At 62.6% G+C, this 25,063-nt stretch carries 22 protein-coding genes; 12 read left to right on the forward strand and 10 right to left on the reverse strand.

From position 1 onward, the window contains the following. Positions 1 to 215: 215 nt before the first annotated feature. Positions 216 to 1,010 carry an LLM class F420-dependent oxidoreductase gene (locus A0W34_RS28790; RefSeq protein ID WP_030537640.1) on the forward strand — a complete coding sequence of 265 codons (795 nt, stop codon included), beginning with the start codon at positions 216 to 218 and terminating at the stop codon, positions 1,008 to 1,010. Here the strand turns inward: A0W34_RS28790 and A0W34_RS28795 are convergent. The 3 genes from A0W34_RS28795 to A0W34_RS28805 are packed head-to-tail and all read right to left on the reverse strand — an operon-like array spanning position 932 to position 5,249. Then, on the reverse strand, positions 932 to 2,161 hold the full coding sequence (locus A0W34_RS28795) for a CaiB/BaiF CoA transferase family protein (RefSeq protein ID WP_081558695.1): 1,230 nt from the start codon (positions 2,159 to 2,161) through the stop codon (positions 932 to 934). The two genes, A0W34_RS28790 and A0W34_RS28795, sit on opposite strands and share 79 nt — an antisense overlap. Next, positions 2,158 to 3,873 (reverse strand): acyl-CoA dehydrogenase family protein, encoded by a 1,716-nt coding sequence (locus A0W34_RS28800; RefSeq protein ID WP_081558696.1) that lies wholly within the window; start codon positions 3,871 to 3,873, stop codon positions 2,158 to 2,160. The genes A0W34_RS28795 and A0W34_RS28800 overlap by 4 nt, the downstream gene beginning before the upstream one ends. Beyond that, positions 3,873 to 5,249 (reverse strand): MFS transporter, encoded by a 1,377-nt coding sequence (locus tag A0W34_RS28805; RefSeq protein WP_081558697.1) that lies wholly within the window; start codon positions 5,247 to 5,249, stop codon positions 3,873 to 3,875. The genes A0W34_RS28800 and A0W34_RS28805 overlap by 1 nt, the downstream gene beginning before the upstream one ends. A gap of 147 nt (positions 5,250 to 5,396) precedes the next feature. Between A0W34_RS28805 and A0W34_RS28810 the strand changes: the two genes are divergently transcribed. Next, entirely contained in the window at positions 5,397 to 6,275 is an 879-nt protein-coding gene (locus tag A0W34_RS28810; RefSeq protein WP_030537644.1) for a LysR family transcriptional regulator, read from the forward strand. Here the strand turns inward: A0W34_RS28810 and A0W34_RS28815 are convergent. Genes A0W34_RS28815 through A0W34_RS28825 form a run of 3 tightly spaced genes read right to left on the reverse strand, consistent with a single transcriptional unit; the run spans position 6,272 to position 10,151 of the window. Further along, complete coding sequence (locus tag A0W34_RS28815) at positions 6,272 to 7,963, reverse strand: acyl-CoA dehydrogenase family protein (protein ID WP_081558698.1); 1,692 nt, start codon at positions 7,961 to 7,963, stop codon at positions 6,272 to 6,274. The two genes, A0W34_RS28810 and A0W34_RS28815, sit on opposite strands and share 4 nt — an antisense overlap. Before the next feature lie 10 nt (positions 7,964 to 7,973). Continuing rightward, positions 7,974 to 9,479 (reverse strand): class I adenylate-forming enzyme family protein, encoded by a 1,506-nt coding sequence (locus tag A0W34_RS28820; RefSeq protein WP_020971425.1) that lies wholly within the window; start codon positions 9,477 to 9,479, stop codon positions 7,974 to 7,976. A 36-nt stretch (positions 9,480 to 9,515) separates the two neighbouring features. Then, a complete protein-coding gene (locus tag A0W34_RS28825; protein ID WP_081558699.1) occupies positions 9,516 to 10,151 on the reverse strand; it encodes a TetR/AcrR family transcriptional regulator C-terminal domain-containing protein in 636 nt (211 codons plus the stop codon). A gap of 176 nt (positions 10,152 to 10,327) precedes the next feature. On the opposite strand from A0W34_RS28825, the gene A0W34_RS28830 reads away from it, so the two are divergent. The 10 genes from A0W34_RS28830 (at position 10,328) to A0W34_RS28875 (ending at position 21,569) form a co-directional block, all read left to right on the forward strand. Continuing rightward, positions 10,328 to 11,308: a helix-turn-helix domain-containing protein gene (locus A0W34_RS28830; RefSeq protein WP_047270147.1), complete on the forward strand. Its 981-nt coding sequence runs from the start codon at positions 10,328 to 10,330 to the stop codon at positions 11,306 to 11,308. A 204-nt stretch (positions 11,309 to 11,512) separates the two neighbouring features. Next, complete coding sequence (gene oxdA / locus A0W34_RS28835; RefSeq protein ID WP_007735242.1) at positions 11,513 to 12,574, forward strand: aliphatic aldoxime dehydratase; 1,062 nt, start codon at positions 11,513 to 11,515, stop codon at positions 12,572 to 12,574. Between the two features lie 115 nt (positions 12,575 to 12,689). Continuing rightward, complete coding sequence (locus A0W34_RS28840; RefSeq protein WP_007735244.1) at positions 12,690 to 13,058, forward strand: ArsR/SmtB family transcription factor; 369 nt, start codon at positions 12,690 to 12,692, stop codon at positions 13,056 to 13,058. A 44-nt stretch (positions 13,059 to 13,102) separates the two neighbouring features. Next, positions 13,103 to 14,509: a substrate-binding protein gene (locus A0W34_RS28845; protein ID WP_042450634.1), complete on the forward strand. Its 1,407-nt coding sequence runs from the start codon at positions 13,103 to 13,105 to the stop codon at positions 14,507 to 14,509. A gap of 114 nt (positions 14,510 to 14,623) precedes the next feature. Continuing rightward, complete coding sequence (locus tag A0W34_RS28850; RefSeq protein ID WP_081558897.1) at positions 14,624 to 16,189, forward strand: amidase; 1,566 nt, start codon at positions 14,624 to 14,626, stop codon at positions 16,187 to 16,189. Positions 16,190 to 16,262: 73 nt separating this feature from the next. Next, positions 16,263 to 16,886 carry a nitrile hydratase subunit alpha gene (gene nthA, locus A0W34_RS28855; protein WP_042450854.1) on the forward strand — a complete coding sequence of 208 codons (624 nt, stop codon included), beginning with the start codon at positions 16,263 to 16,265 and terminating at the stop codon, positions 16,884 to 16,886. Positions 16,887 to 16,912: 26 nt separating this feature from the next. Then, a complete protein-coding gene (nthB, locus tag A0W34_RS28860; RefSeq protein WP_030537652.1) occupies positions 16,913 to 17,551 on the forward strand; it encodes a nitrile hydratase subunit beta in 639 nt (212 codons plus the stop codon). A gap of 98 nt (positions 17,552 to 17,649) precedes the next feature. Continuing rightward, on the forward strand, positions 17,650 to 18,855 hold the full coding sequence (gene zigA, locus A0W34_RS28865) for a zinc metallochaperone GTPase ZigA (RefSeq protein WP_081558700.1): 1,206 nt from the start codon (positions 17,650 to 17,652) through the stop codon (positions 18,853 to 18,855). 145 nt (positions 18,856 to 19,000) lie between these two features. Then, entirely contained in the window at positions 19,001 to 20,818 is a 1,818-nt protein-coding gene (locus tag A0W34_RS28870; RefSeq protein ID WP_003946057.1) for an ABC transporter substrate-binding protein/permease, read from the forward strand. 4 nt (positions 20,819 to 20,822) lie between these two features. Continuing rightward, a complete protein-coding gene (locus A0W34_RS28875) occupies positions 20,823 to 21,569 on the forward strand; it encodes an amino acid ABC transporter ATP-binding protein (RefSeq protein ID WP_003946070.1) in 747 nt (248 codons plus the stop codon). Here A0W34_RS28875 and A0W34_RS28880 read toward each other — a convergent pair. From A0W34_RS28880 to A0W34_RS28895, 4 genes are all read right to left on the reverse strand, one after another. Continuing rightward, positions 21,555 to 22,739: an RNA polymerase sigma factor gene (locus A0W34_RS28880; RefSeq protein ID WP_081558701.1), complete on the reverse strand. Its 1,185-nt coding sequence runs from the start codon at positions 22,737 to 22,739 to the stop codon at positions 21,555 to 21,557. The two genes, A0W34_RS28875 and A0W34_RS28880, sit on opposite strands and share 15 nt — an antisense overlap. 8 nt (positions 22,740 to 22,747) lie before the next feature. After that, positions 22,748 to 23,155, reverse strand: a complete 408-nt coding sequence (locus tag A0W34_RS28885) for a YciI family protein (RefSeq protein ID WP_003945999.1) — start codon at positions 23,153 to 23,155, stop codon at positions 22,748 to 22,750. Between the two features lie 152 nt (positions 23,156 to 23,307). Beyond that, positions 23,308 to 23,922 carry a response regulator transcription factor gene (locus tag A0W34_RS28890; protein ID WP_003946002.1) on the reverse strand — a complete coding sequence of 205 codons (615 nt, stop codon included), beginning with the start codon at positions 23,920 to 23,922 and terminating at the stop codon, positions 23,308 to 23,310. Further along, positions 23,919 to 25,061 (reverse strand): sensor histidine kinase, encoded by a 1,143-nt coding sequence (locus A0W34_RS28895; protein ID WP_081558702.1) that lies wholly within the window; start codon positions 25,059 to 25,061, stop codon positions 23,919 to 23,921. The genes A0W34_RS28890 and A0W34_RS28895 overlap by 4 nt, the downstream gene beginning before the upstream one ends. Positions 25,062 to 25,063 lie beyond the last annotated feature (2 nt).

Genomic DNA, 25,063 nt, shown 5'->3' on the forward strand with positions numbered 1-25,063 from the left:
GTTGACTGCCGCCTTTTTTTGCCTGCCCCCCTTTGACTGCCCCCTTTCTGAGCGAACGGCACGTTCAGTCGATCTAAGGCGCCGAAAGTACCGTTCGCTCGAAAAGGGGTGGGCACAAGATCGGGCAAACCCGTCACCGACGGCGGCGGTAGCGGTACCGCGCACACCCGGCCATGATGGGAGAAGACAACCATTCCTCTCGTCAGGAGCGTGGCATGACTCGTCCGGTACGCATCGGTGTTCAACTCCAACCCCAGCACGCACCCGATTACGGGTTGATACGCGACGCCGTCTTGCGGTCCGAGGACGCCGGGGTGGACATCGTCTTCAACTGGGACCACTTCTACCCGTTGACCGGCGATCCCGACGGCGCACACTTCGAATGCTGGACCATGCTCGGCGCCTGGGCCGAGCAGACCGAACGCGTCGAGATCGGCGCCCTGGTCACCGGTGGTGGCTACCGCAATCCGGATCTGCTGGCCGACATGGCGCGAACCGTCGACCACATCAGCGGTGGGCGCCTGATCCTCGGTATCGGTGCCGGCTGGTTCGAGAAGGACTACGACCAGTTCGGATACGACTTCGGCACTCCCGGTTCACGGCTGAAACTGCTTGGCGAATACCTCCCCCGCATCACGGGCCGCCTGGCGAAGGGCAACCCGCCGCCGACGCGCAACATCCCGGTCCTCATCGGGGGTGGTGGCGAGAAGAAGACCCTGCGCCTGGTCGCCGAGTACGCCGACGTCTGGCACAGCTTCGGCGACCGTGAGACACACCTGCGCAAGTCAGACATCCTCTCCGACCACTGCGCCGACGTGGGCCGGAACCCGCTGGAAGTAGAGCACTCGGTTCCGTGGCCTGGGCTCGAAAATGCAGCCGACCTGGTCGCCGACGGTGTCTCGCTCTTCACCGTCGGCGTCAGCGGACCGGACTACGACCTCACGACGCTTGCCGAGGCCATCGGTTGGCGCGACGACAACACACCGCCTGCGTTGAGCGGGCTGGCCTGAGCGGTACCAAGGACTTCGTCGTTGTCGGCGCCGAGAACGGGCGGCGCCGACGTCAGACGTGGCCTCTGGCCGGAGAAGTTGACCGGAAAGGCCACTTGCTTCAACGGTCCGAGCGTCGGATGGTCGACGGTTCCGACCATGCCGAGCGCGGCGGTGTGGGGATCGGAGTAGATCTCGTCGAGATGCCGGATCGGTGAGACCGGTACGGCGCGTTCGGCGAGAAGAGCGCACCAGTGTTCGACGGTCTCCGATGCGAAGGCGCTGGTGAGTTCTCGTTCCAGACTCTCGCGGTTCTCCACCCTGTCGCGGTTGTGGGCAAAACGCGGATCGGTGACCAGTTCACTCCTTCCGATGGCCTCGCACAGCGACGCCCACATCGCGTCGTTGCCGACAGCGACGACGAAGTACCCGTCGCTGGCAGGAAATGCTTGATACGGAGCAAGATTCGGATGACCGGAGCCCAACGCAGTCGGGCGCTCACCGGTGGCGAAGTAACTGGTCGCCCAGTTCACGTGCATCGCGAGTTGGCACTCGTACAGCGACGTGGTCACGTACTGTCCGCGCCCGGTCCGGCCTCGCTCGACCAATGCAGCCAGGACACCGACCAGTCCGAACAGCGCTGCGCCCAAGTCTCCCAACGCAAACCCGGATTTCATCGGAGCACCACCCGGTTCACCGGTGAGCGACATGAGCCCACCCGCGGCCTGCGCGATCATGTCGTACCCCGGTTCGTCGCGCAGCGGTCCTTCTTCACCGAAGGCAGAGATGTGCAGGGTGATCAGATGCGGGTATCGCTCGGACAGTGCCTGGTAGTCGAAGATCTTCTGTAATCCGCTGCCCGGCTTGAAGTTCTCCACGACCACATCGGTCTCTTCGAGCATGCGGTGGATGATCTCCTGTCCTTCGGTGGACTTGAGGTCGATCGTGACCGACTTTTTGCCGCGGTTGATCGCGAGGTAGTAGGCGGCATCTACGCCGACGAAGGGAGGCCCCCACGAACGCGTGGGGTCGCCGCCTTCAGGGTGTTCGATCTTGGTGACGTCGGCTCCGAGATCGGCAAGCGACATGGTTGCGTACGGCCCGGCAAGGATCTTCGACAGATCGAGCACGCGGACACCAGCCAAGGGTGTGGGGCCTGTTGGAGAATTCACTGGTGAACCCCTGCTAAGGAGAGGAACTCGGCTACGACGTCACGTGCATCATCCAACTCGACGTCACCGCCGTCGGTGATCACGTCGAGATTGCCGAGTGCAGCCGACGGCACCTTCCCCACAAGACCGGCCAGGTAGGAATTCGCCACCAGCAGTGACCGGTACCCATTACCGTGTCGGATGCCGTGATCCGCAAGGTCGAAGAGCAGGGTCGCCATGACGGTACGAGCCAACTCGTCGGAGTACCTTGCACTCGCAGCCTGCGCGGCATCGTCAGATCCGGAGATCAGACGATCTCCTTCCTCTACCAGTTCCTCCCAGCGCCGCAACAGAACTCCGGCCCCGGCTTCGCAATCCGGTCCGACGGTGGACAAGATGTCCGTCATCGCTTCCGCGACCGTGCGGTGCGAGTTGAACTTGCGTAGGCACCGAAGTACGTCCAGCGCAATGACATTGCTCGAGCCCTCCCAGATCGAGCCCAAGTGGGCATCCCGCACTAGTCGCGCGTTGGCCCATTCCTCGATGTAGCCGTTTCCTCCGCGCACCTCCATGGCCTCGCCGGTGACCACCCGCGCGCGTTTGCAGACAAAGTGTTTGGCGATCGGTGTCAGCACCCTGATCAGTGCGCGCGCCTGTTCGTCGCCGCCGTCTGCTGCCTGAAGACACTGTGCGCTGTACGCGACCAGGGCCAGCGAAGCCTCGGCATCGAGTGCAAGGGGAAGAAGCGTCGCCCGCATCAGCGGCTGCTCGAAGAGCCTCTTACCGAACACGACTCGGCTCTTCGAATGTTCGACGGCTTCACGAACTGCTCGGCGCATGAGAGCGCTCGAACGCATCGCATTGGAGAGGCGAGACGTGTTGACCATTTCAGCCATCTGGCGGAACCCTCGATCGAGTTCACCGACCTGGAGTGCGTGCGCCCGGTTCAGCGTCACCTCGCCGCTCGGCATCGAACGCGTACCCAGCTTGTCCTTGAGACGATCGATCGTGAGGTTGTTGCGCTCGCCGGATCCCAAGGTCTTGGGCACCATGAACATTCCGACTCCACGCGTCGAACCATCCTGTCCGCCCGGGAATCTTGCGAGGGTGATGATCACATCGGCATCCGGGTTGGAGGCGAACCACTTCTTGCCCGTCAGAACCCATCCGTCACCGTCGCGCTCGGCTCGTGTTTCGGTGCAGGCGATGTCGGTGCCTGCCTGAATCTCGGTCATGAACATCGCACCCGTCTTCGCCTGCTCGGGGTCCGTCGACGTCAACGCGTCGATCCAGGGCGAGAACACGGCCGGATCACCGAACATACGCAGGGTCCGCGCAGCAGCATCTGTCATCGACACCGGGCAGGCCAGCCCGAACTCGGCCTGCACGAAGATGTACGACGCGAGGTACTTCGCGAGTGGCGGATGCACGGAGTCCCATCCGTGCAACCCTTTTCGGTGCGACATGGCGGACAGGCCGTACTCGTTGTACGCCGCCCGGCACAGTTCCAAGTAGGCCGGGTGATAGGAAATCCGGTCGACGCGGTCACCGGCCTTGTCGAATTGCTGCAGCACCGGCGGGTTCTTGTCCGCGATGTCGGCAAGCTCGGACAAACGGCCGGCGGCATCTCGGCCCAGTCGGTCGAGCAATCCGTTCAACGTCTCTCGGTCCGCCCCGGCGGTCCATCTGTCCACTACCGCTGTCACAGCGGGGTCGGTGTGTGCAAAGTTCATCAGTGGTCAACGCCTTTCAGGGTGGAAACATCGGTCATGTTCGAGGAGCTCGTCGACTCCGGCCCGGGCGCTTGCGCATGCAGCGCACTCCTGCGCAACAAAGCAGTCATACAGACAAGGGAGAGAACGACATACACGAGCCCCAGAGCTACGACCGGCCAGATCGAGTTGGTTCGCGTCAGCAGATACTGGCTGACCATCGGGGCCGTTCCGGCAAAAACGGCGGTCGACAATTGGTACGACAGAGAGATGCCGGTATACCGAACATTGGTGGGGAAAACCTGCGCCAGGATGCCGGCCAACGCGGCGTAATACATTGCGTGAGGCGCCGTCGCGAGGACCATACCCAGAATCGCCAAGGGCACGGAGCCCGTCTGAACCAGCACGAACATCAGTGGTAGGAGCACGATCTCCGGAAGCAGCATCCAACGGACCGCTTTCGACGGATCGATCCGCGTGGCCAGCACAGCACCGAAAGGCTGTACGAGCGCCTGGGCTACCAGTGCCACGGTGATCACGAGGAGGAAGTCACTACGCTCGAAGCCGAGATCCGTTGTCGCCCAAGAGAGCGCAAAGGTTGTCTTGACGTACGTGATGGCAACACCGGCAACCACAGCGCCGACGCCGAGAGCAAGTTCGACGGGATGCGACCGCAACACTTCGACCAGCGGCATCCGTGTACGCTCCTGTGCCGCAACAGCCTTCTTCATCTCGGGTGTCTCGGAGATGTGCAACCGGATGTAGAGAGCGACGATCACCAAAGCTGCGGATCCGAGGAACGGCAGACGCCAACCCCACGACTCGAACACGGAATCCGACATCAACGTCAGGCCGAGGAAGGCCAGCGTCGCGAGCAGGTTGCCGACCGGTGAACCCTGCTGCGCAAACGCGCCGTAGAGCACCTTCTTCTTCGGGGGAGCGAACTCGGTGGCGATCAACACGGCACCGCCCCATTCGCCGCCCATGGCAATGCCCTGGAGAACACGCAGTGCCACAAGCAGTATCGGTGCCCAGATCCCGATCTGGGAGTACGTAGGGAGGAGGCCGACACCGACAGTTCCCAACCCCATGAGCGCGAGGGTGATGATCACGGCGTTCTTGCGACCGAACTTGTCTCCGAAATGACCGAACACCACTCCGCCGACCGGACGAGCCACGAATCCCACGGCAAAAGTCGCGAAGGCTGCGAGTGTCCCCACCGCCGGCGACGCATCCGGGAAGAACAGCGGGCCGAGCACCAAGGCGGATGCGGTTCCGTAGATGTAGAAGTCGAACCATTCGATGGTCGTTCCGACAAACGCCGTGATTCCCGCCTTGCGTGCCTGTTTGGTGTTGTATTCAGGCGGATTGGTGTCTTGACCTGGGTTTTGATCCACGGTTCTCCCTGATTCTCGCGTCGGGCATCACCAAGGGATGCAATGTGAGGCGTGAATCACTATCGTCCGAAATCCATGTAGAGTCCAAGACTTAGTTCGACTCATTTATGTGGGAGAACCACATAAATGAAGACCGGGAGGAGCGACATGGAATTGCGTCAGCTGCGCGCGTTTCTCGCAGTAGCCGACGAACTTCATTTCGGCCGGGCCGCCGAGCGACTCCACATCGGGCAGTCCCCGCTCAGCCAGACCATTCGGGCGCTCGAGCGCGAACTCGGCACCGACCTGTTCGTCCGGACCACCAGATCAGTGCAACTGACCGCAGCCGGCGAAGCCTTGGTCACGCCCGCACGAATCATCGAAGCGCAGATCGCCGTGGTACGAGAAATCGCATCGGCCGCGTCGACTGGCGAGACGGGCCGTGTCACAGTGGGTTTCGGTGGAACAGGCGGCTACACCGTCCTGTCGGCCCTCACACGGTCCTTGGCCGACTCCCATCCGGGAATCGAACTGGAACTACGGCCGCAGATGTACTCGGGTGAGGTGCTCGACGCTCTCCGACGCGGAGCACTGGACATGGGCATAGTCGGCCTGCCCATTCCGCGCGGATTCGAGACTCACACTGTGCGGGAGGAAACCTTGATGGTCGCGGTTCCGGCCAGGCATCACCTCGGTACGCATGACTCGGTGTCACCGGAAGACCTGGCAACCGAGCGATTCGTGATGTATCCCGCCGAGCACGGCTCGGTGGTGCGCGATGCAACGTTGTCCGTTTGCGCCACAGCAGGTTTCACGCCCACCATCGCACACGAAGCCCCCGATCCGTACAGCCTGTTGGCCATGGTCGGAGCGGGGGTCGGGATCGCCGTCGTCGTGGAGTCGACGGCGCATCTGTCCATGGACGGGGTCGTGTACCTGCCGATCGCCGGGGCCACGCCCACGCTGAAAATCGCGATGGCATGGCGACCCAACAATCCGACGCCGGCAGTACACACCGTCACCAGGGTACTGAGGGAGCAGCCTTAGGCTCTCGCGAGAACTCCGGCGAAATCTGTTCCCACAGGCAGAGTTCCGTACTCGTGACCACGGTCGGCGCCGAGGCGAGCGGCAATGAACGCATCGGACGAGGCGGCCGGGGAGTGGCGCACCATGAGCGAAGCCTGCAGTGCCAACGCCATAGCCTCGACGACGGTCCGAGCGCGGAGTTGAGCGTCGGCAGGTGCCATCGTGGCGAGCTCACCGAGTTGGCGTCGTACCCGATCGAGGTGCTGATCGAGGACCGGGTTGTTGCCGCGGGCGAGGTTGATCTCGTGGTCGAAGGCGGCAACGGAGTCGGGTTCACGGGTCATCGCGCGCAGGACGTCGAGCGCGATGACGTTGCCCGACCCCTCCCACACGGCCATGACGGGCTGCTCACGGTAGCGACGGGCAAGCGGGAAGTCCTCGGTGTAACCGTTGCCGCCCAGGCACTCGAGGGCTTCGTAGGAGTGGTGCGGGCCGCGCTTGCAGATCCAGTACTTCGCAACAGCCGTCGCGAGTCGGCGGAACGCCTTTTCCTGCTCATTCGCGTCCTCGTCCTGCGCACGAGCCAATCGCAGTGCGGTGATGGTCGCGGCTTCGGATTCGAGAGCCAGATCGGCAAGCACCGAGGTCATCGCCGGCTGATCTGCCAGGACGGCACCGAAAGCGCTGCGGTGCCGTGCGTGCCACACCGCTTCGGCGACCGACTGACGCATACCTGCCGTGCTGCCGAGGATGCAGTCGAGTCGCGTCTGGGACACCATTTCGATGATGGTCCGCACGCCACGTCCCGGTTCGCCGATCATGGTGCCGACGGTGCCGTCGAGCTCGATCTCGGACGACGCGTTGGACTTGTTGCCCAGCTTGTTCTTCAGACGCTGGATGCGGAAGACGTTGCGTGTGCCGTCGGGCAGGATGCGGGGGAGAAGGAAGCAGGAAAGTCCCTCGCCGGCAGCACCTTCGGCCTGAGCGAGAACCAGGAAGGCGTCGGACATCGGCGCGGAGCAGAACCACTTGTGTCCGGTGAGGAGGTAGTCCGCACCCGGGCCGCCACGTCCGGCCGGCTTGGCGATGGTCGTGTTGGCTCGCACGTCGGAGCCACCCTGCTTTTCCGTCATCGACATTCCGAAGATCGCGGATGCCTTTCCGGGAGCATCCAACTCGGGGGTGTAACTCCGAGAAAGGGCACGCGCAGTCCAGATGGCGGCTACATCGGGTTGCAGCTCGAGCGAGGGGATCACAGCGTGCGTCATGGAGATCGGGCACGCGTGGCCCGGTTCGACCTGGGAGAAGAGCATGAATGCCGCGGCCCGAGCCACGTTGGCACCAGGCTTCGGGTCAGCCCAGGCAGAGGTGTGAGCACCGTGCGCAACGGCAGCAGAGATGATCCGGTGATACGACGGATGGTATTCGACCTCGTCGATGCGGTTTCCCCAGCGATCGAAGGTCTTCAATTCGGGGATCACCGTGTTGGCCAGCTCGGCGTCGTGCTGGAACCCGGCACTGCCGACCAGTTCACCGATATCGGTGAGTTCACTGGTGGCCCAATCGGCGTCGTGACGCGCGACGCCTTCAGCCAGGACCGTATCGAGCAGGAACTCGTTGACGTCCGTGCGCGGTACCGACTGGTTGAGCACTGCATGGGTGCGATGCGGAGCCGGGTGGGTGACGGTCTTCTCGGAAATATCAGTCATGACAGGCCTTTCAGCTCGCTGCGCGGATGAGGTGCTTCTGGATCTTGCCGGTCGGTGTACGCGGAAGAATCGTCGCGAACACCACTTCACGCGGAATCTTGTAGCGCGCCAACTTGTCCGAGAGGTAGTCCTTGATGTCGTCGGCGCTGATGACATCCGGTTCACGCCAGACGACGTGCGCGACGACGGTCTCGCCCCATTCTTCGTTGGGTTTTCCGACAACGGCGACGTCGACGACGTCCGGGTGGCCGGAGATCACGTCCTCGACCTCCTTGGAGTAGACGTTCTCGCCGCCCGTGATGATCATGTCCTTCGCGCGGTCGACGATGAAGAGGTAACCGTCCGCATCCTTGCGCGCCAGATCGCCGGTGCGATACCAACCGCCGTCGGCAAAAGCAGCCTTCGTGGCAGCGGGGTCGTCGAGGTACCCCTGCATGACGGTGTCGGCGCGCAGCCAGATCTCACCGATCTGATCGGGCTCCGCGTCGGTGCCGTCATCGGCAACCAGGCGCAGGTCGACGCCGGCCAGCGCGACGCGGCCGATCGAGCCCGCCTTGCTCAACTGCTCTTCGGGGTACAGCACGGTGCCCACTGGCCCGGTCTCGGTCATGCCGTAGACCTGCCGGAATTCGGTGGTGCCGTACGACTCCACCAGTCGCCGAGCGACATCCGCGCCGATCGGTCCCCCGCCGTACAACCACGCACGAACGCTTCCGAGGTTGTAGTCGGCAAAGTTCGGCACGAGGTTGAGTGCAGTGGTGTAGATGACCGGCGGGCCGAAGCAGAGGGTAATGCGTTGTTCCTGAACTGTTTCCAGGAATTTGACGGGATGGTACTCGCGCAGCAGCACGACGGTTCCGCCCATGTAGAGCGTGGACATGAACCAGTTGTTGAGCGGGGAAGCATGCCAGATCGGCACGGCCATGAGCAGTCGCTCGTCCCGAGTCGTCGACACGGCGAGGGCCGCGGTGACGGCAACACCGACGACGTTGCGGTGGCTGTGGACGCAGCCCTTGGGCGAGCCGGTAGTCCCCGAGGTGTAGAGGATTTCAGCCGGATCGTTCTCGTCGATGTCGATACCGTCGACGCCCTCCTGGCGGGTGATGGCGTCGTCGAAGAAGTCGAAACCGTCTGCGACAGAGTCCGTGCTGATCAGCTTGGCCGTTGTCTCCAGTCGACCGACAACCGGCGCCAACTCACCGTCGAAGACGCACACCGACACCTTCGCGTGTCCCAGCACGTAGGCAACTTCCGGAGTCTGCATCTTGTGGTTGATGGGGACCACGACGGCGCCCAAGCGCCAGGCACCGAGCATCGCGTACACGAATCCCGGAGTGTTGTAACACATCAGCGCGACGCGGTCGCCCGGCTGCACGCCCAGCGACTGCAAATAGCCTGCGGCGCGTCGACTTCCGTCCTGAACCTGGGAGTACGTGTGATCGTGACCGTCGAATATCAGGAAGGGTTTGTCCGGGGTCTTGGTGACGTTGCTGTCGAATACGCGAACGATATTCATCGAAGTCCTTGTCGGAGAATCACGCTCGAAGAGAGTTCATTCCATCGAGCTGTTGAGTACGGCGTCGGGTATCTGGAGGGTGGCGAAGATGACGGCAACCGCCTCCTCGAGGGAGTAGCCGAAGCTCTCGCCGGTGGCAGTCTTCTGGATGACGAGGCCGAAGATCGCAGACCAGAAGGCCTTGGACTCGACGTCGATGCCCGCGCGCAGCTGCCAGCCGGTGCGGATCAAGGTACGGAGGAGGGCGGTTTCGCCCGAGGAGTGCAGAGTGCGAAGCGTTTCGGAGATCAGGTCGCGGAGTTCACCACGACGACCCGTCATCATCATCGCTTCCACGAAGAGTTCGACGCTGGGAGCGCCCGAGCCCAGGAGGGATCCGACCAGCTTCTCGGTGTAATCGCCGACCGTGTCGGCGTCGGCGGCATCGACCTCGGCACGCTTGCCTGCGCGCAGAACGGCCGCGCACGCCACCTCGACGAAGAGCTTTTCTTTGGAGCCGTAGTAGTAGGTCACCTGGTTGGGATGGGCGCCGGCGGCCGCGCAGATCTGCGCGATGGAGACGCTGTCGCCGTGCTCGAGGAACAGCTCGGTTGCGGCGTTGAACAGCGCCATGCGCGTCTGCTTGCCCGACTCACGCGTCGCGCGCGCTGCGGGAACTGCCTCGGTGGCCATCACGAACTCCTACTTGTTTGTACGACAAACAATAACTCGGCGTTGTTTGTATGGCAAACAATTTCTTCCCGACGCGATGACATGTCGACTTCTATCGACATGTCTGATGTGCGGGATTACTCTCTGAACATCGAGCACCCGAGAACTTCGGCTTTTCTGCGAGGAGGCGCCCTGCAATGCTCGCGCGATCCGGCTTCTCCCTGCCCACACGCACGACTCTCACGGGCGACTGGGCAGATTTGTTGCGCGAGCATTTTGTCGCGCTCGACGTATCCGATATCGGAGACGGCGATCGATTCAGCGGGGCCGTCCACTCGGCCCAACTCGCACACGTTCGGGTATCCGCAGTTCAATCGATGGAACAACGAATAGTCCGTAGCAACAGCCTCATCAAAAGCGACGGCGCGGACTATCTGCAGATCGGGATGATCCGCCGCGGTAGCGCGGTAGTGCGCCAAGACGACCGCGAATGCGTCCTGCGACGTGGCGACTACGTCCTGTACGACACCACGCGCCCCTTCGATTGGCAGATCGAGGGACACGCACACGACGGCATCTGGGGACTCGAGGTGTTCACCTGGCCACGGTCGTACCTGTCGCTCAGCGACGCGGAGGTCACGAGCCTGACCGCCATCGCCTTCGACGGACACGCGGGCCTGAGTGGCCTGCTTGGTCGCTTTCTTCACGATCTTGCCTCCGTCCGCATGACGTCCGACGCAAGCGGAGACGAAGAGGAAGTCGTCAACGAGATCGGCAACCTGGTCAAGTCCGTTCTTCACACAACTGCGCGACCGATCACCTCGCGGCGAACCAGCCTCTACGAATCCGCCCTGTCGGTCATAGACGCCCGCATCGCAGACCCGGCCCTGTCTCCGGTGGACATCGCGGGATCGGTCAAAGTCTCCATTCGGCAGTTGCACCGAGCCTTCGCCGAACACGGCACGACGGTGTCACGGTCGATTCGCAGCCGTCGACTCGACGGTTGCCGTCGTGAGATCGTGCAACGACACGGAGTAGAGCGGTCGCTGACCCAGATTTCTCACCGCTGGGGATTCACCGACCTGGCCGCCTTCAGTCGAGCCTTCAAGGCGGAATTCGGGATCAGCCCGCGGCGGTACCGGTCGCAAGCAGCGGCCCCCACAAGTACTACCCGCTGATCTGTAACATCTTCGGACACTTACCCATTGAACATGGTGTTCAAAATTTTCTGTCGCCGAAACGTATCCACAATTCTTGGCACGGTAGGCCAAGCATCGGGCGCTGACGGCCAAGTTTGCTCGGCTGAGCGGGCGTAGATTTTCGGCACGGCGTTGCCAAGTGCCAGGCACCCGATTCGACCACCTACATCACAGGGAGCACTCATGGAATCTGCAATCGGCGAACACCTTCAATGCCCGCGCACTCTGACCAGGCGGGTCCCGGATACCTATACGCCACCGTTTCCCATGTGGGTCGGGCGCGCAGACGACACATTGCACCAGGTCGTGATGGGCTATCTCGGCGTGCAGTTCCGCGGCGAGGATCAGCGCCCGGCAGCACTGCGGGCGATGCGGGATATCGTCGCCGGCTTCGACTTGCCGGACGGACCGGCACACCACGATCTCACCCATCACATCGACAACCAGGGCTACGAGAACCTGATCGTGGTCGGTTACTGGAAAGATGTTTCTTCCCAACATCGTTGGAGCACATCACCTCCAGTGTCCTCCTGGTGGGAGTCCGAAGACCGCCTGTCGGACGGATTGGGGTTCTTCCGCGAGATCGTGGCACCGAGAGCCGAACAATTCGAAACGCTCTACGCGTTCCAAGACGACCTCCCCGGGGTGGGAGCTGTCATGGACGGTGTCAGCGGCGAAATCAACGAGCACGGCTACTGGGGTTCGATGCGCGAGCGGTTTCCGATCTCCCAAACCGACTGGATGCAGGCCTCGGGCGAACTGCGGGTCGTCGCCGGTGACCCCGCCGTAGGTGGACGCGTAGTAGTGCGGGGACACGACAACATCGCACTGATCAGGTCCGGGCAGGACTGGGCCGACGCGGAAGCAGACGAGCGCAGCCTCTACCTGGACGAAATCCTGCCCACTCTTCAATCGGGCATGGACTTCCTCCGCGACAACGGCCCGGCCGTCGGGTGCTACAGCAACCGATTCGTACGCAATATCGACATCGACGGAAACTTCCTCGACTTGAGCTACAACATCGGCCACTGGGCCTCCCTCGACCAACTCGAACGGTGGTCGGAATCCCACCCGACCCATCTACGGATCTTCACGACGTTCTTCCGGGTGGCCGAGGGCCTGTCGAAATTGCGTCTCTACCATGAGGTCTCGGTATTCGATGCCGCCGATCAGCTCTACGAGTACATCAATTGCCATCCCGGGACCGGAATGCTGCGCGACGCGGTGATCACCGCCGAGCACTGACCGAAGTCGCCGGCAATCTTCGGCCACATTCTTTCCCTCGGAGGCAACTCGAGATATGTTGACGGGTGTCGACATATCTCAGTAGAGACCATCGAGGAAGCGCGGACAGCAGACAGTGACTACTCAACGAAACGAAGAGTTGGCGTTTGCTGTGCTGGCCGACCAAGTGCGTCGACAGATTCTCGACACGCTGGCTACACACGGCGAGTGCAACGCGGGCTTCATCAGCGATCAAATTTCGACGGTCGGTCGCACCACGGTATCCACACATCTCAAGGCGCTGCGGTTGTCCGGCGTGATCGTCGAACGGCGTCAAGGACGTCATCGCCTGTTCTCGATAGATCCATCGGGGCCCGCCAACGATGCACTCCAGTTCCTGCGCGACGTCCTCGGGCGAGCGCTGGAAGCAGGTTCGAACGCCTCCGAGTTGCCGGCCACTGCGACTGAGGATTCAGACGTCGCATCGGTGCGTCGCCGAGCGTGAGGCCTTGTTGAGCCCCAGCACCTATTTCAGGCAGGAAGTAGAACGTGCCAGGTCTCTCCGTAACGGCACAGATCGTGACGACCGACCCACCAGGCTCAGCCTTCGAGCGCCTCGAAACGGGGCAACTGCTCGAACTCGAATGTGAGCAACTGACGGTCGGGGCCGCTGCCGCCATCTCCCTTCCCGTCGGCGACGGCGCACGCGCAGATCCAGTCGGAATGCCGATCACGCTGTTGGGATACGTCGCCGGCGTGAAGCGGGGCCGATCGGTCGTGATCGTGCACCACCAACCGTGGCGCGGCCGCCTGACGATCCGGTTCTTTCCCGACGGCGCCGGGACCCGGATCGTTCTCGAGTCCAGCCTCGATCAGGACGGCATTTCCTGGCTTGCCAACAAGCGCGGATTCGCTCCACCCGAACCTCCGCGTTCCGACCGACATCGGATCGGGCTGCTGGTCAGCAAATCCGGCCCGGCAGCTGTATTCGCCCAGGCGACAGAAACACTCGCAGCCCTGGCCGTGGAAGAAATCAATGCCGACGGCGGCGTCGGCGGCGTTCTCGTCGACTTGGTGATCGGCGATGACGCTTCCGACTCGGCGGCCGGAGCGGCGACCGCACTGCGATTGGTGAAAAGCGGATGTCGCGCCGTTTTCGCGTGCGTGACATCGTCGACCTTCAATGCCGCTGCATCTGCATTGCAGAACACCGGTGTGCTGTTGGTGCACACAGTTCTCAACGAGGGAGGTCGATCGCGTCCGGGAGTCCTTCGATTGGGTGAGCGACCACTCGACCAGACGCGAGCGGGTATACCCGCAATGATGTCCGAGACCGGTTCTCGCACTTGGTTCCTGGTCGGCCAGCAGTATTCGTGGTCGTTCGGAGCGCATTGGGCGGCCCGGCGTGTGATCGCCGAATCCACAGGTTCGGTGGCCGGCGAAGTCTACGTACCGTTGGGGACAACCGACTTCTCACGCATCATCGAGTCGATAGCCGACTCCGGGGCCGAACTGATTCTTTCCACCCTGGTGGGCCATGACGAGGTCTTCTTCGAACGACAATGCGCCCAGCACGGACTGCGGGCCACCACGCGGACGTTTGCATTGGTCCTCGACGAGGCCACTCAGCAGCTCATCGGCAATTCCGATGCCGACGGAGTCTGGGCGGCATTCGGCTACTTTCAATCCGCAGCCGGCGATCACGACCTCGAAAAGCGATACAGCGCGAGCTCGAACGAACTCCTGCCTCCGCTCAGTTCCCTGTCGGAGACAACATACGAAGCGATCGTCGCTTACGCACGCGCAGTCGAACGAACGTCGGCAGGCGATCCGGAAACAGTACTTCGGCAGCTTGTCACGACGTCGAAAAGCTCTACGAACAACGGCGTTCCACTGCATCGACCGATTCTGCTCGCTGAATCACGCCGTGGGCGCCTGTACCCCCGCTCTCTCTGAGCGCGCGTAACCCGAACTTAACGAGTCAATATGTCGATACCTATTGACGCAATTATGGATCCGGCCCTAGTCTGGAAGACAAGTGAAGCCGATCACATCAGGAGCACACTTCTCATGGCGACAATCCGACCTGACGACAATGCAATAGACACCGCCGCAAAGCATTACGGCATCACTCTCGACCAATCAGCCCGGCTCGAGTGGCCGGCACTGATCGACGGAGCACTGGGCTCCTACGACGTCGTCGACCAGTTGTACGCCGACGAGGCAACCCCGCCGACCACGTCACGTGAGCACACGGTGCCAACAGCGAGCGAAAATCCTTTGAGCGCTTGGTATGTGACCACAAGCATCCCGCCGACGTCGGACGGCGTCCTGACCGGCCGACGCGTGGCGATCAAGGACAACGTGACCGTGGCCGGAGTTCCGATGATGAACGGGTCTCGGACAGTAGAGGGGTTCACTCCGTCTCGCGACGCGACTGTGGTCACTCGACTACTGGCGGCCGGTGCAACCGTCGCGGGCAAAGCTGTGTGTGAGGACCTGTGTTTCTCCGGTTCGAGCTTCACACCGGCAAGCGGACCGGTCCGCAATCCATGGGACCCACAGCGTGAAGCAGGTGGATCATCCGGTGGCAGTGCGGCTCTCGTCGCAAACGGTGACGTCGATTTTGCCATCGGCGGGGATCAGGGCGGATCGATCCGGATCCCGGCGGCATTCTGCGGCGTCGTCGGACACAAGCCGACGTTCGGGCTCGTCCCGTATACCGGGGCATTTCCCATCGAGCGAACAATCGACCATCTCGGCCCGATCACACGCACGGTCCACGATGCCGCACTGATGCTCTCGGTCATCGCCGGTCGCGACGGTAACGACCCACGCCAAGCCGACAGCGTCGAAGCAGGTGACTATCTGTCCACCCTCGACTCCGATGTGGATGGTCTGCGAATCGGGATCGTTCGAGAAGGTTTCGGGCACGCGGTCTCACAGCCCGAGGTCGACGACGCAGTCCGCGCAGCGGCACACAGTCTGTCCGAAATCGGTTGCACGGTAGAGGAAGTAAACATCCCGTGGCACCTACATGCTTTCCACATCTGGAACGTGATCGCCACGGACGGTGGTGCCTACCAGATGTTGGACGGCAACGGATACGGCATGAACGCCGAAGGTTTGTACGACCCGGAACTGATGGCACACTTTGCTTCTCGACGCCTTCAGCACGCCGACGCTCTGTCCGAAACCGTCAAACTGGTGGCTCTGACCGGCCACCACGGCATCACCACCCTCGGCGGCGCGAGCTACGGCAAAGCCCGGAACCTCGTACCGCTCGCCCGCGCCGCCTACGACACTGCCTTGAGACAATTCGACGTCCTGGTGATGCCCACACTGCCCTACGTCGCATCCGAACTACCGGCGAAGGACGTGGATCGTGCAACCTTCATCACGAAGGCTCTCGGGATGATCGCCAACACAGCACCGTTCGACGTGACCGGACATCCGTCCCTGTCCGTTCCCGCCGGCCTGGTGAACGGGCTTCCGGTCGGAATGATGATCACCGGCAAGACCTTCGACGATGCGACGGTCCTCCGGGTCGGGCGCGCATTCGAAAAGCTTCGCGGCGCGTTTCCGACGCCTGCCGACCACATCTCCGACTCTGCACCACAACTCAGCCTCACCTAGTTCTGTATCCGCACTTGCACAACAAATTCCACCGATTCACACATGATCAGCCCGCATAGAAAAGGTGAACCAGATGTCAGTAACGATCGACCACACAACGGAGAACGCCGCACCGGCCCAGGCGCCGGTCTCCGACCGGGCGTGGGCCCTGTTCCGCGCACTCGACGGTAAGGGATTGGTACCCGACGGTTACGTCGAGGGATGGAAGAAGACCTTCGAGGAGGACTTCAGTCCAAGGCGCGGAGCGGAATTGGTCGCGCGGGCGTGGACCGACCCCGAGTTCCGGCAGTTGCTTCTCACCGACGGTACCGCCGCGGTTGCCCAGTACGGATATCTGGGCCCCCAGGGCGAGTACATCGTGGCAGTCGAAGACACCCCGACCCTCAAGAACGTGATCGTGTGCTCGTTGTGTTCATGCACCGCGTGGCCCATTCTCGGCCTGCCCCCTACCTGGTACAAGAGTTTCGAATACCGTGCGCGAGTGGTGCGTGAGCCACGGAAGGTTCTCTCCGAGATGGGAACCGAGATCGCGTCGGACGTCGAGATCCGCGTCTACGACACCACCGCCGAAACTCGCTACATGGTTCTCCCGCAACGTCCCGCAGGCACCGAAGGCTGGAGCCAGGAACAGCTTCAAGAGATCGTCACCAAGGACTGCCTGATCGGCGTCGCAGTCCCGCAGGTCCCCACCGTCTGATCACCCCGACAAGAAAGAAGCACACCATGGATGGAGTACACGATCTTGCCGGAGTTCAAGGCTTCGGCAAAGTCCCGCATACCGTCAACGCCGACATCGGCCCAACCTTCCACGCCGAGTGGGAACACCTGCCGTACAGCCTGATGTTCGCCGGTGTCGCCGAACTCGGGGCATTCAGCGTCGACGAAGTTCGATACGTCGTCGAGCGGATGGAACCACGCCACTACATGATGACCCCGTACTACGAGAGGTACGTCATCGGCGTCGCGACACTGATGGTCGAAAAGGGAATCCTGACGCAGGAAGAACTCGAAAGCCTTGCAGGGGGACCGTTCCCACTGTCGCGGCCCAGCGAATCCGAAGGGCGTCCGGCACCCGTCGAGACGACCACCTTCGAAGTCGGTCAGCGAGTACGCGTGCGCGACGAGTACGTTCCGGGGCATATTCGAATGCCTGCGTACTGCCGCGGACGAGTGGGAACCATCTCTCATCGGACTACCGAGAAGTGGCCATTTCCCGACGCAATCGGCCACGGGCGCAACGACGCCGGCGAAGAACCGACGTACCACGTGAAGTTCGACGCCGAGGAATTGTTCGGTAGCGACACCGACGGCGGCAGCGTCGTAGTCGACCTTTTCGAGGGTTACCTCGAGCCTGCGGCCTGATCGTCCAACATTCCGGGCGGCGGTCACGCGATCACAGCGTTTCGCGTGACCGCCGCCTGATCACAGCAATTCTCTCATTCGGAAGGACACTGGAAATCATGGTCGACACACGACTTCCGGTCACGGTGCTGTCAGGTTTCCTGGGCGCCGGGAAGACGACACTACTCAACGAGATCCTGCGAAATCGAGAGGGTCGGCGGGTCGCGGTGATCGTCAACGACATGAGCGAAATCAACATCGACAGTGCAGAAGTCGAGCGTGAGATCTCGCTCAGTCGCTCCGAGGAGAAACTGGTCGAGATGACCAACGGCTGCATCTGCTGCACTCTGCGAGAGGATCTTCTTTCCGAGATCAGTGCCTTGGCCGCCGATGGCCGATTCGACTACCTACTCATCGAATCTTCGGGCATCTCCGAACCGCTTCCCGTCGCAGAGACGTTCACATTCATCGATACCGACGGCCACGCCCTCGCCGACGTCGCCCGACTCGACACCATGGTCACCGTCGTCGACGGCCACAGTTTTCTGCGCGACTACACGGCTGGGGGCCGCGTCGAAGCCGATGCCCCGGAAGACGCACGAGACATCGCGGATCTGCTTGTCGATCAGATCGAATTTGCCGACGTCATCCTGGTGAGCAAGGCCGATCTCGTCTCGCACCAGCACCTGGTCGAATTGACCGCAGTCCTGCGCTCTTTGAACGCATCCGCTGCGATAGTTCCGATGACGCTCGGTCGCATCCCACTCGACACGATTCTCGACACCGGTTTGTTCTCGCTCGAAAAGGCTGCACAGGCCCCCGGATGGTTACAAGAACTCCAAGGTGAACACATCCCCGAAACCGAAGAGTACGGAATCAGTTCGGTGGTGTACCGCGAGCGCGCACCCTTCCACCCCCAACGGCTGCATGATTTCCTCAGCAGCGAGTGGACCAACGGAAAGTTACTTCGGGCCAAGGGCTACTACTGGAATGCCGGCCGGTTCACCGAGATCGGGAGTATTTCTCAGGCCGGTCATCTCATTCGCCACGGATACGTCGGCCGTTGGTGGAAGTTTCTACCCCGTGACGAGTGGCCGGCCGACGATTACCGTCGTGACGGAATCCTCGACAAGTGGGAAGAACCCGTCGGAGACTGCCGACAAGAACTCGTCTTCATCGGCCAATCCATCGACCCGTCTCGACTGCACCGAGAACTCGACGCGTGTCTACTCACCACAGCCGAGATCGAACTCGGGCCAGACGTGTGGACCACCTGGAGCGACCCCCTGGGCGTCGGCTATACCGACCAGACCGTTTTATATTGATCTCTACGGCACGAGATTCCCCGACCTGGCGATACTTAAAATCACGCTGATTTGAAGGCATGCCCGCAGCGCAACGGCCCCTTGTCCGAAAACTGTCAACAGTTCTACACGGAGAAATGGCTACCCTTAGGTTTACGCTGCACGCATGTTTTCTTCCGTCGCAGCGAAGATCCGCCTGGTGGTGGCACTGCTCCTCACTGCCCTTCTGGCGCTGACTCTGTCATCGTGCTCGAGTGGCTCGGATTCGTCGGCAGCCCCCACAGACCTGTGTGCACCTCCAGGAGTGGGAGCTGCAACCGCGGCGCCCACCAATCTGGACGCGGCAGCGGGTGCGGGCGCCGAAGACCGCTACACCACGGCCACCGTCACCCCGGTCGATCAGATCGACACCTCGAAGCTGAATCTGATCAAACCCGGGGTCATCACGGTCGGCACGCTCGGTGACGCGCCCCCGAGCATCTGCGTCAACTCCGAGAATCAGTACACCGGATACGACAACGAGCTGCTGAAGGCCGTCGCGGACAAGCTGGGCCTGAAGGTCGAGTTCGTCGGCACCGAGTTCGCCGGGCTTCTCGCCCAGGTTGCCGGTCGACGCTTCGACGTCGGCTCGTCGTCCATCACCACCACGGACGACCGTCGCAACACCGTCGGCTTCACCAACGGTTACGACTTCGGATACTTCTCCCTCGTCGTGCCTAACGGCAGCCCGATCACCGGCTTCGGAGACCTGGACGCCTCCAAGCGCATCGGCGTCGTACAGGGAACCGTGCAGGACGACTACGTCGTGAACACGCTCAAGCTCGATCCCGTGAAGTTTCCCGACTACGCCACGGCGTACGCGAACCTCAAGTCCGGACAGATCGACGCCTGGGTAGCTCCGTCTCAGCAGGCCGAAGGTGCAATCGCTCCCGGTGATCCGACCTCGATCATCCAGAACACCTTCTCGGTCAACAACTTCGTCGGCTGGGCGGTGAACAAGGAAAACCAGCCCCTGATCGACGCCCTCAACTCCGGCCTCGACGCAGTCATCGACGACGGAACCTGGTCTCAGCTGTACGCCGACTGGGTACCGCGCCAACTCCCTGAAGGCTGGAAGCCCGGATCCAAGGCCGCGGCCACTCCGGAACTGCCCGACTTCGCAGCCATTGCCGCGGAAAACGCAGCAAACGGTGACGGTGGCGATACCGCGTCGTACCAACCGAAGTCGACGCTCGAACAGCTCAAGGACACGTTCTTCGACTGGGATCTGTACAAGAAGGCATTCCCCGATCTCCTCAAGACCGGTCTTCCCAACACCCTGATCCTTGCGCTCGCGTCCGGCATCATCGGCACGATCCTCGGCATGCTGCTCGCTGTCGCCGGTATCTCGCGCACCCGTTGGCTGCGCTGGCCGGCCCGCGTCTACACCGATATCTTCCGTGGCCTGCCCGCAGTCGTCATCATCTTGATCATCGGGCTCGGCGTCGGACCGATCGTCAAGGGAATCACCGGTAGCAATCCGTACTGGCTCGGTGTCGCGGCGCTGTCACTGCTCGCGTCGGCATACATCGGTGAGATCTTCAGATCCGGAATCCAGAGCGTCGAGTCCGGGCAGCTCGAGGCTTCACGTGCCCTCGGTTTCAGCTACCGAAAGTCCATGTCGCTGGTCGTCATCCCGCAGGGTGTACGACGCGTTCTGCCGGCGTTGATGAACCAGTTCATCTCGCTGATCAAGGACTCGTCGCTGATCTACTTCCTCGGTCTGCTGGTCACCCAGCGGGAACTCTTTGCCGTCGGACGTGATCTCAACGCCCAGACCGGCAGCCTGTCCCCGCTCGTTGCGGCAGGCTTGTTCTACCTTGCTCTGACCATCCCGCTGACGCACCTCGTCAACTACATCGACAACCGACTCCGGACCGGACGCGCCGACACTTCAGGCACGTTGGATCCGCTCGAGCAGGCCATCGTCGTGGAAAGGGGCTGAGGACATGACCACCAGCTCTGAACTGAAGTCCGTATCGCTCACCGGCAAGGACCTGCATCTGTCCTTCGGCACCAACAAGGTGCTTCGCGGCGTCAACCTGCACGTCGACGCCGGAAACACCGTCACCGTCATCGGGCCCTCCGGTTCGGGCAAGTCGACGCTCCTGCGCGTGCTGAACCGTCTGCACGAGCCCGAGCAGGGTGACGTGCTGCTCGACGGGAAGTCCGTCCTGAAGGACAACCCCGACGAGCTTCGCCAGCGAATCGGCATGGTGTTCCAGCACTTCAACCTGTTCCCACACAAGACCGTCGCCGAGAACATCGCACTTGGGCCGAACAAGCTCAAGGGTTTGTCGAAGGAACAAGCTCGGGCGCTCGCGCTCGAGCAGCTGGATCTGGTGGGGCTCAGGGAGAAGGCCGACTCGCGGCCCGGCAACCTTTCGGGTGGTCAGCAGCAGCGCGTCGCCATTGCCCGCGCCCTGGCGATGAAGCCCGAGGTCATGTTCTTCGACGAGGCGACGTCAGCTCTCGACCCCGAACTGGTCAAGGGTGTTCTGGCATTGATGGCCGATCTCGCGAAGTCCGGCATGACCATGGTCGTCGTGACGCACGAAATGGGTTTCGCGCGTTCCGTTTCCGACAAGGTGCTGTTCATGGATCGCGGCGCCGTTGTCGAAACCGGTACTCCGGAACAGCTTTTCGACGATCCCGAAACAGATCGACTGCAGGCGTTCCTCTCACAGGTTCTCTGACTCAGGGGCGCTTGCAGGGGATCGACGGGCGTTGATCCTCGACGCCTGAAGCATCAGATGGTCGCGTTCGGCGAGGTTGGATGCCTTGTGCGCTGCATCGGCATACAACCTCGCCGCCGACTCCAGGTCTCCGTCGCGTTCACGGAGATAGGCCTCGACTGCGGCATGGCGTGGAAGTGAATCGTCCAGCGCTGCAAGAGCTGCCAATCCGGCGCGTGGCCCGTCCGCCTCGCCGACCGCCACCGCTCGGTTGAGCCGGACGATCGGGCTGTCGGTCAGGGCTGCGAGTTCGTCGTACCACTCCACGATCTGCACCCAATCGGTCTCGTCTGCTGTGAAAGCGTCGGCATGGAGTGCGGCAATGGCGGCCTGGGCCTGGAACTCACCGAGCCGGTCGCGGGCGAGAGCTGACTGGAGGATTGCGACTCCTTCGGCAATCGAATCGGTGTCCCACCGGCTGCGATCCTGCTCGGCTAGCGGAACCAGACTGCCGTCCGCGGCAGTTCGCGCGGCTCGACGAGCGTGATGGAGCAGCATCAGTGCGAGCAACCCTGCGACTTCGGGGTGATCGATCGCGGCCGCCAACTGCCGGGTGAGCCGGATGGCCTCGGCAGCCAGGTCGACGTCGCCGGAGTACCCCTCGTTGAAGACCAGATAGAGGACACGCAGGACGGTGGCGACATCGCCGGGTTGCTCGAACCGGACGCCGGAGACCGTGCGCTTGGCTCGGCTGATGCGCTGAGCCATAGTCGCCTCGGGCACCAGGTAGGCCTGCGCAATCTGGCGGGTGGTCAGCCCGCCGACAGCGCGCAGCGTGAGTGCGACGGCGGACGACGGCGTCAACGACGGGTGCGCGCACAAAAAGTAGAGCTGGAGTGAGTCGTCCACGCCCGGCACCGACCCGCTGACCGGCCGCTCGCCTTGCTGCTCGTCCGCCAGAAACTCCCGCTTGCGACGAGCCGCATCCGAACGGATCCCGTCGAGGAACCGCCGCCAGGCCACCGTGACCAGCCAGCCCTTCGGGTCCCGCGGCGGGTTGTCCGGCCAGACCCTGACCGCCTCGAGCAGAGCGTCCTGCACGGCGTCCTCGGCCGACGCGAAATCTGCTCCGCGGCGGACGAGGATGCCGAGCACGCTCGGAGTCAGACTCCGAAGCAGGGCGTCGTCCATGACAGGTTTCAGTCCGTGATGGTCGGCGGCTCGGTCAGGAACGGGCGCAGTTCGAGCCATTCGTGAATCGGCTTCCCGCCTGCGCCGGGCGCGGCCGAGAGCTCGCCGGCCAATTGGACGGCACGGTCGTAGTTGTCGACGTCGATCACCATCCAGCCGGCAATGAGGTCCTTGGTTTCCGCGAACGGACCGTCGGTGACCGGCGGGCGACCCTCACCGTCGTACCGGACAAAGGTGCCCTCAGGAGCGAGAGCCTGACCGTCGACGAACTCGCCCGCCTTCTCGAGCCGATCCGCGAAGTCCTGCATGTACTTCACGTGGGCAGTGATCTCGTCCGGCGTCCACTGGTCCATCGGCACGTCGTTGACTGCAGCCGGAGCGCCGCGGTAGTGCTTGAGCAGCAAGTACTTGGCCATCGTGAATCTCCTCTGTGTCGGTGCCACCCATTCTGGTCGCACTTCACTACAGGGACGAAGCAAGTCGGGGATTCTCGACATTGCGGGGCCTTCGGCCCTGTGCGCCTTTTTGGTAGTGCCCGCAACCAGAAAGGCGCACGGGGCCGAAGGCCCTAAATCCACCCCTGCCGGCGGGCGATCACCGCTGCTTCGTGCCGGTTGGCAGCACCGAGTTTGGTGACAGCTGACGACAGATAGTTCCGGGTGGTTCCTGCCGAGAGGTGTGCCCGGGAAGCGATCTGCTCGATGGATGCTCCGTCGGCCGCGTACTCGAGTACGTCCGCTTCGCGCGGAGTAAGCGGTGAGTCGCCGGCGCCGATTGCCTCGGCAGCCAACGACGGATCGACGTACCGCCCGCCCGCGTGGACGCTGCGGACCACCTCGGCGAGCGTCGCCGCAGGCGTCGTCTTCGGCAGAAATCCTCGGACGCCTGCTGACAGTGCCTTCTTCAGATACCCGGGACGCCCGTGGCTCGTCACGATGATCGAGACGCACCCCGAGACCGTCTGCGCAATCTGTTGCGCCGTCTCGATGCCGTCGATACCTGCCATTTGAAGGTCGAGCACGGCTACATCAGGTTGATGTTTTGCAGCAGCGACCACGGCATCCTCGCCGGATTCGGCTTCCGCGACGACAACGATGTCGTCCTCGAGCGACAACATCATGGCCAGAGCCGAGCGGATCAGGTTCTCGTCGTCGGCCAGCAGTACCTTGATCGGCTCGGTCACCGAGACTCCTTCGTTCGGGACGGAAAGTGGGCGGTGAGGGTGAAGCGATCTTCGTCCTGCACGGTTTCGACAATTCCTCCGACGGCGCCGACGCGCTCGCGCAATCCGTTCAGGCCGGTTCCGTTGTTCGGCTCTGCGATCCGTGCGCCGTCGTTGGCGATCACGACGCCGTCCGCGAACACCTCGATGCTGCAATTCTCGGCACTCGAGTGCCGGAGAATGTTGGTCACTCCTTCGCGGACGACCCAGGCGGCAGCTTCGGCCAGTTCCACCGGCAGCTGATCTGCCGATCCACGTATCGCGGTGGAGATTCCGGCGGCCTCGAGCAGAGACTGCGCACCGGCCAGCTCGGACGCCAAGGCGATGGACCGGTATCCCCGAACCAACTCGCGCGCTTCGTCGAGTGAATCTTGCGCAAGTTCGCGTACTTCGTCCATCTGCGCGGCGGCACGATCGTCGCCACGTCGTGAAAGAGTAGCTGCAAGTTCACTTTTCACCGCAATTGCAGACAGTGCCCGCCCGACGACGTCATGGAGGTCGCGTGAAAATCGCAACCGTTCCTCGGCGACGGACAGAGCGGCAGCGGCTCCGCGTGCCTCGTCCAATTCGGTGACCATCCGCAGCAGCCACACCGACATGTAGACGGTCAGCCCCATGAAGGCGGCGACGATTCCGACGGACACGCCGCTTTCCGGACCCGCAAGCAGTCCCAGTACAACCCCGGCGGCCACCGAGCCCACGATCAGCCAGCGCAACGACGTCAACCCCGCAAGTGGCACGACAAGGATTGCCGCCAGCCAGAAGTACGGGCCGTTCTCGCCATTGCTTCCCAAGGCAATTCCCGCCGAGCAGAACGCCGACAACGTCATCACGGCAAGAGGAATCTGGACGGGCTTGGCCACGACTCCGCCCAGATCAGGCATCCGAGGCACGGCGATGACGCACGCAACGGCACTGATTCCGAGGAAGACACCCGACAGGTACCGATCCGCAACTATCTCGGTGACCGCACCGAAGCCACCGAAAACCACTGCGACCATGATGAACGATTGCCGCGTGTAGAGGCGAACCTTGTCGACGTTCGACGCGGTTCGCCACGTCCGTCTCGGATTCCAGCGTCCGAAGTTCTGCGCGATCATGC

The sequence above is a fragment of the Rhodococcus sp. BH4 genome, from assembly GCF_002079265.1.
Classification (GTDB): Bacteria; Actinomycetota; Actinomycetes; order Mycobacteriales; family Mycobacteriaceae; genus Rhodococcus_F; species Rhodococcus_F qingshengii.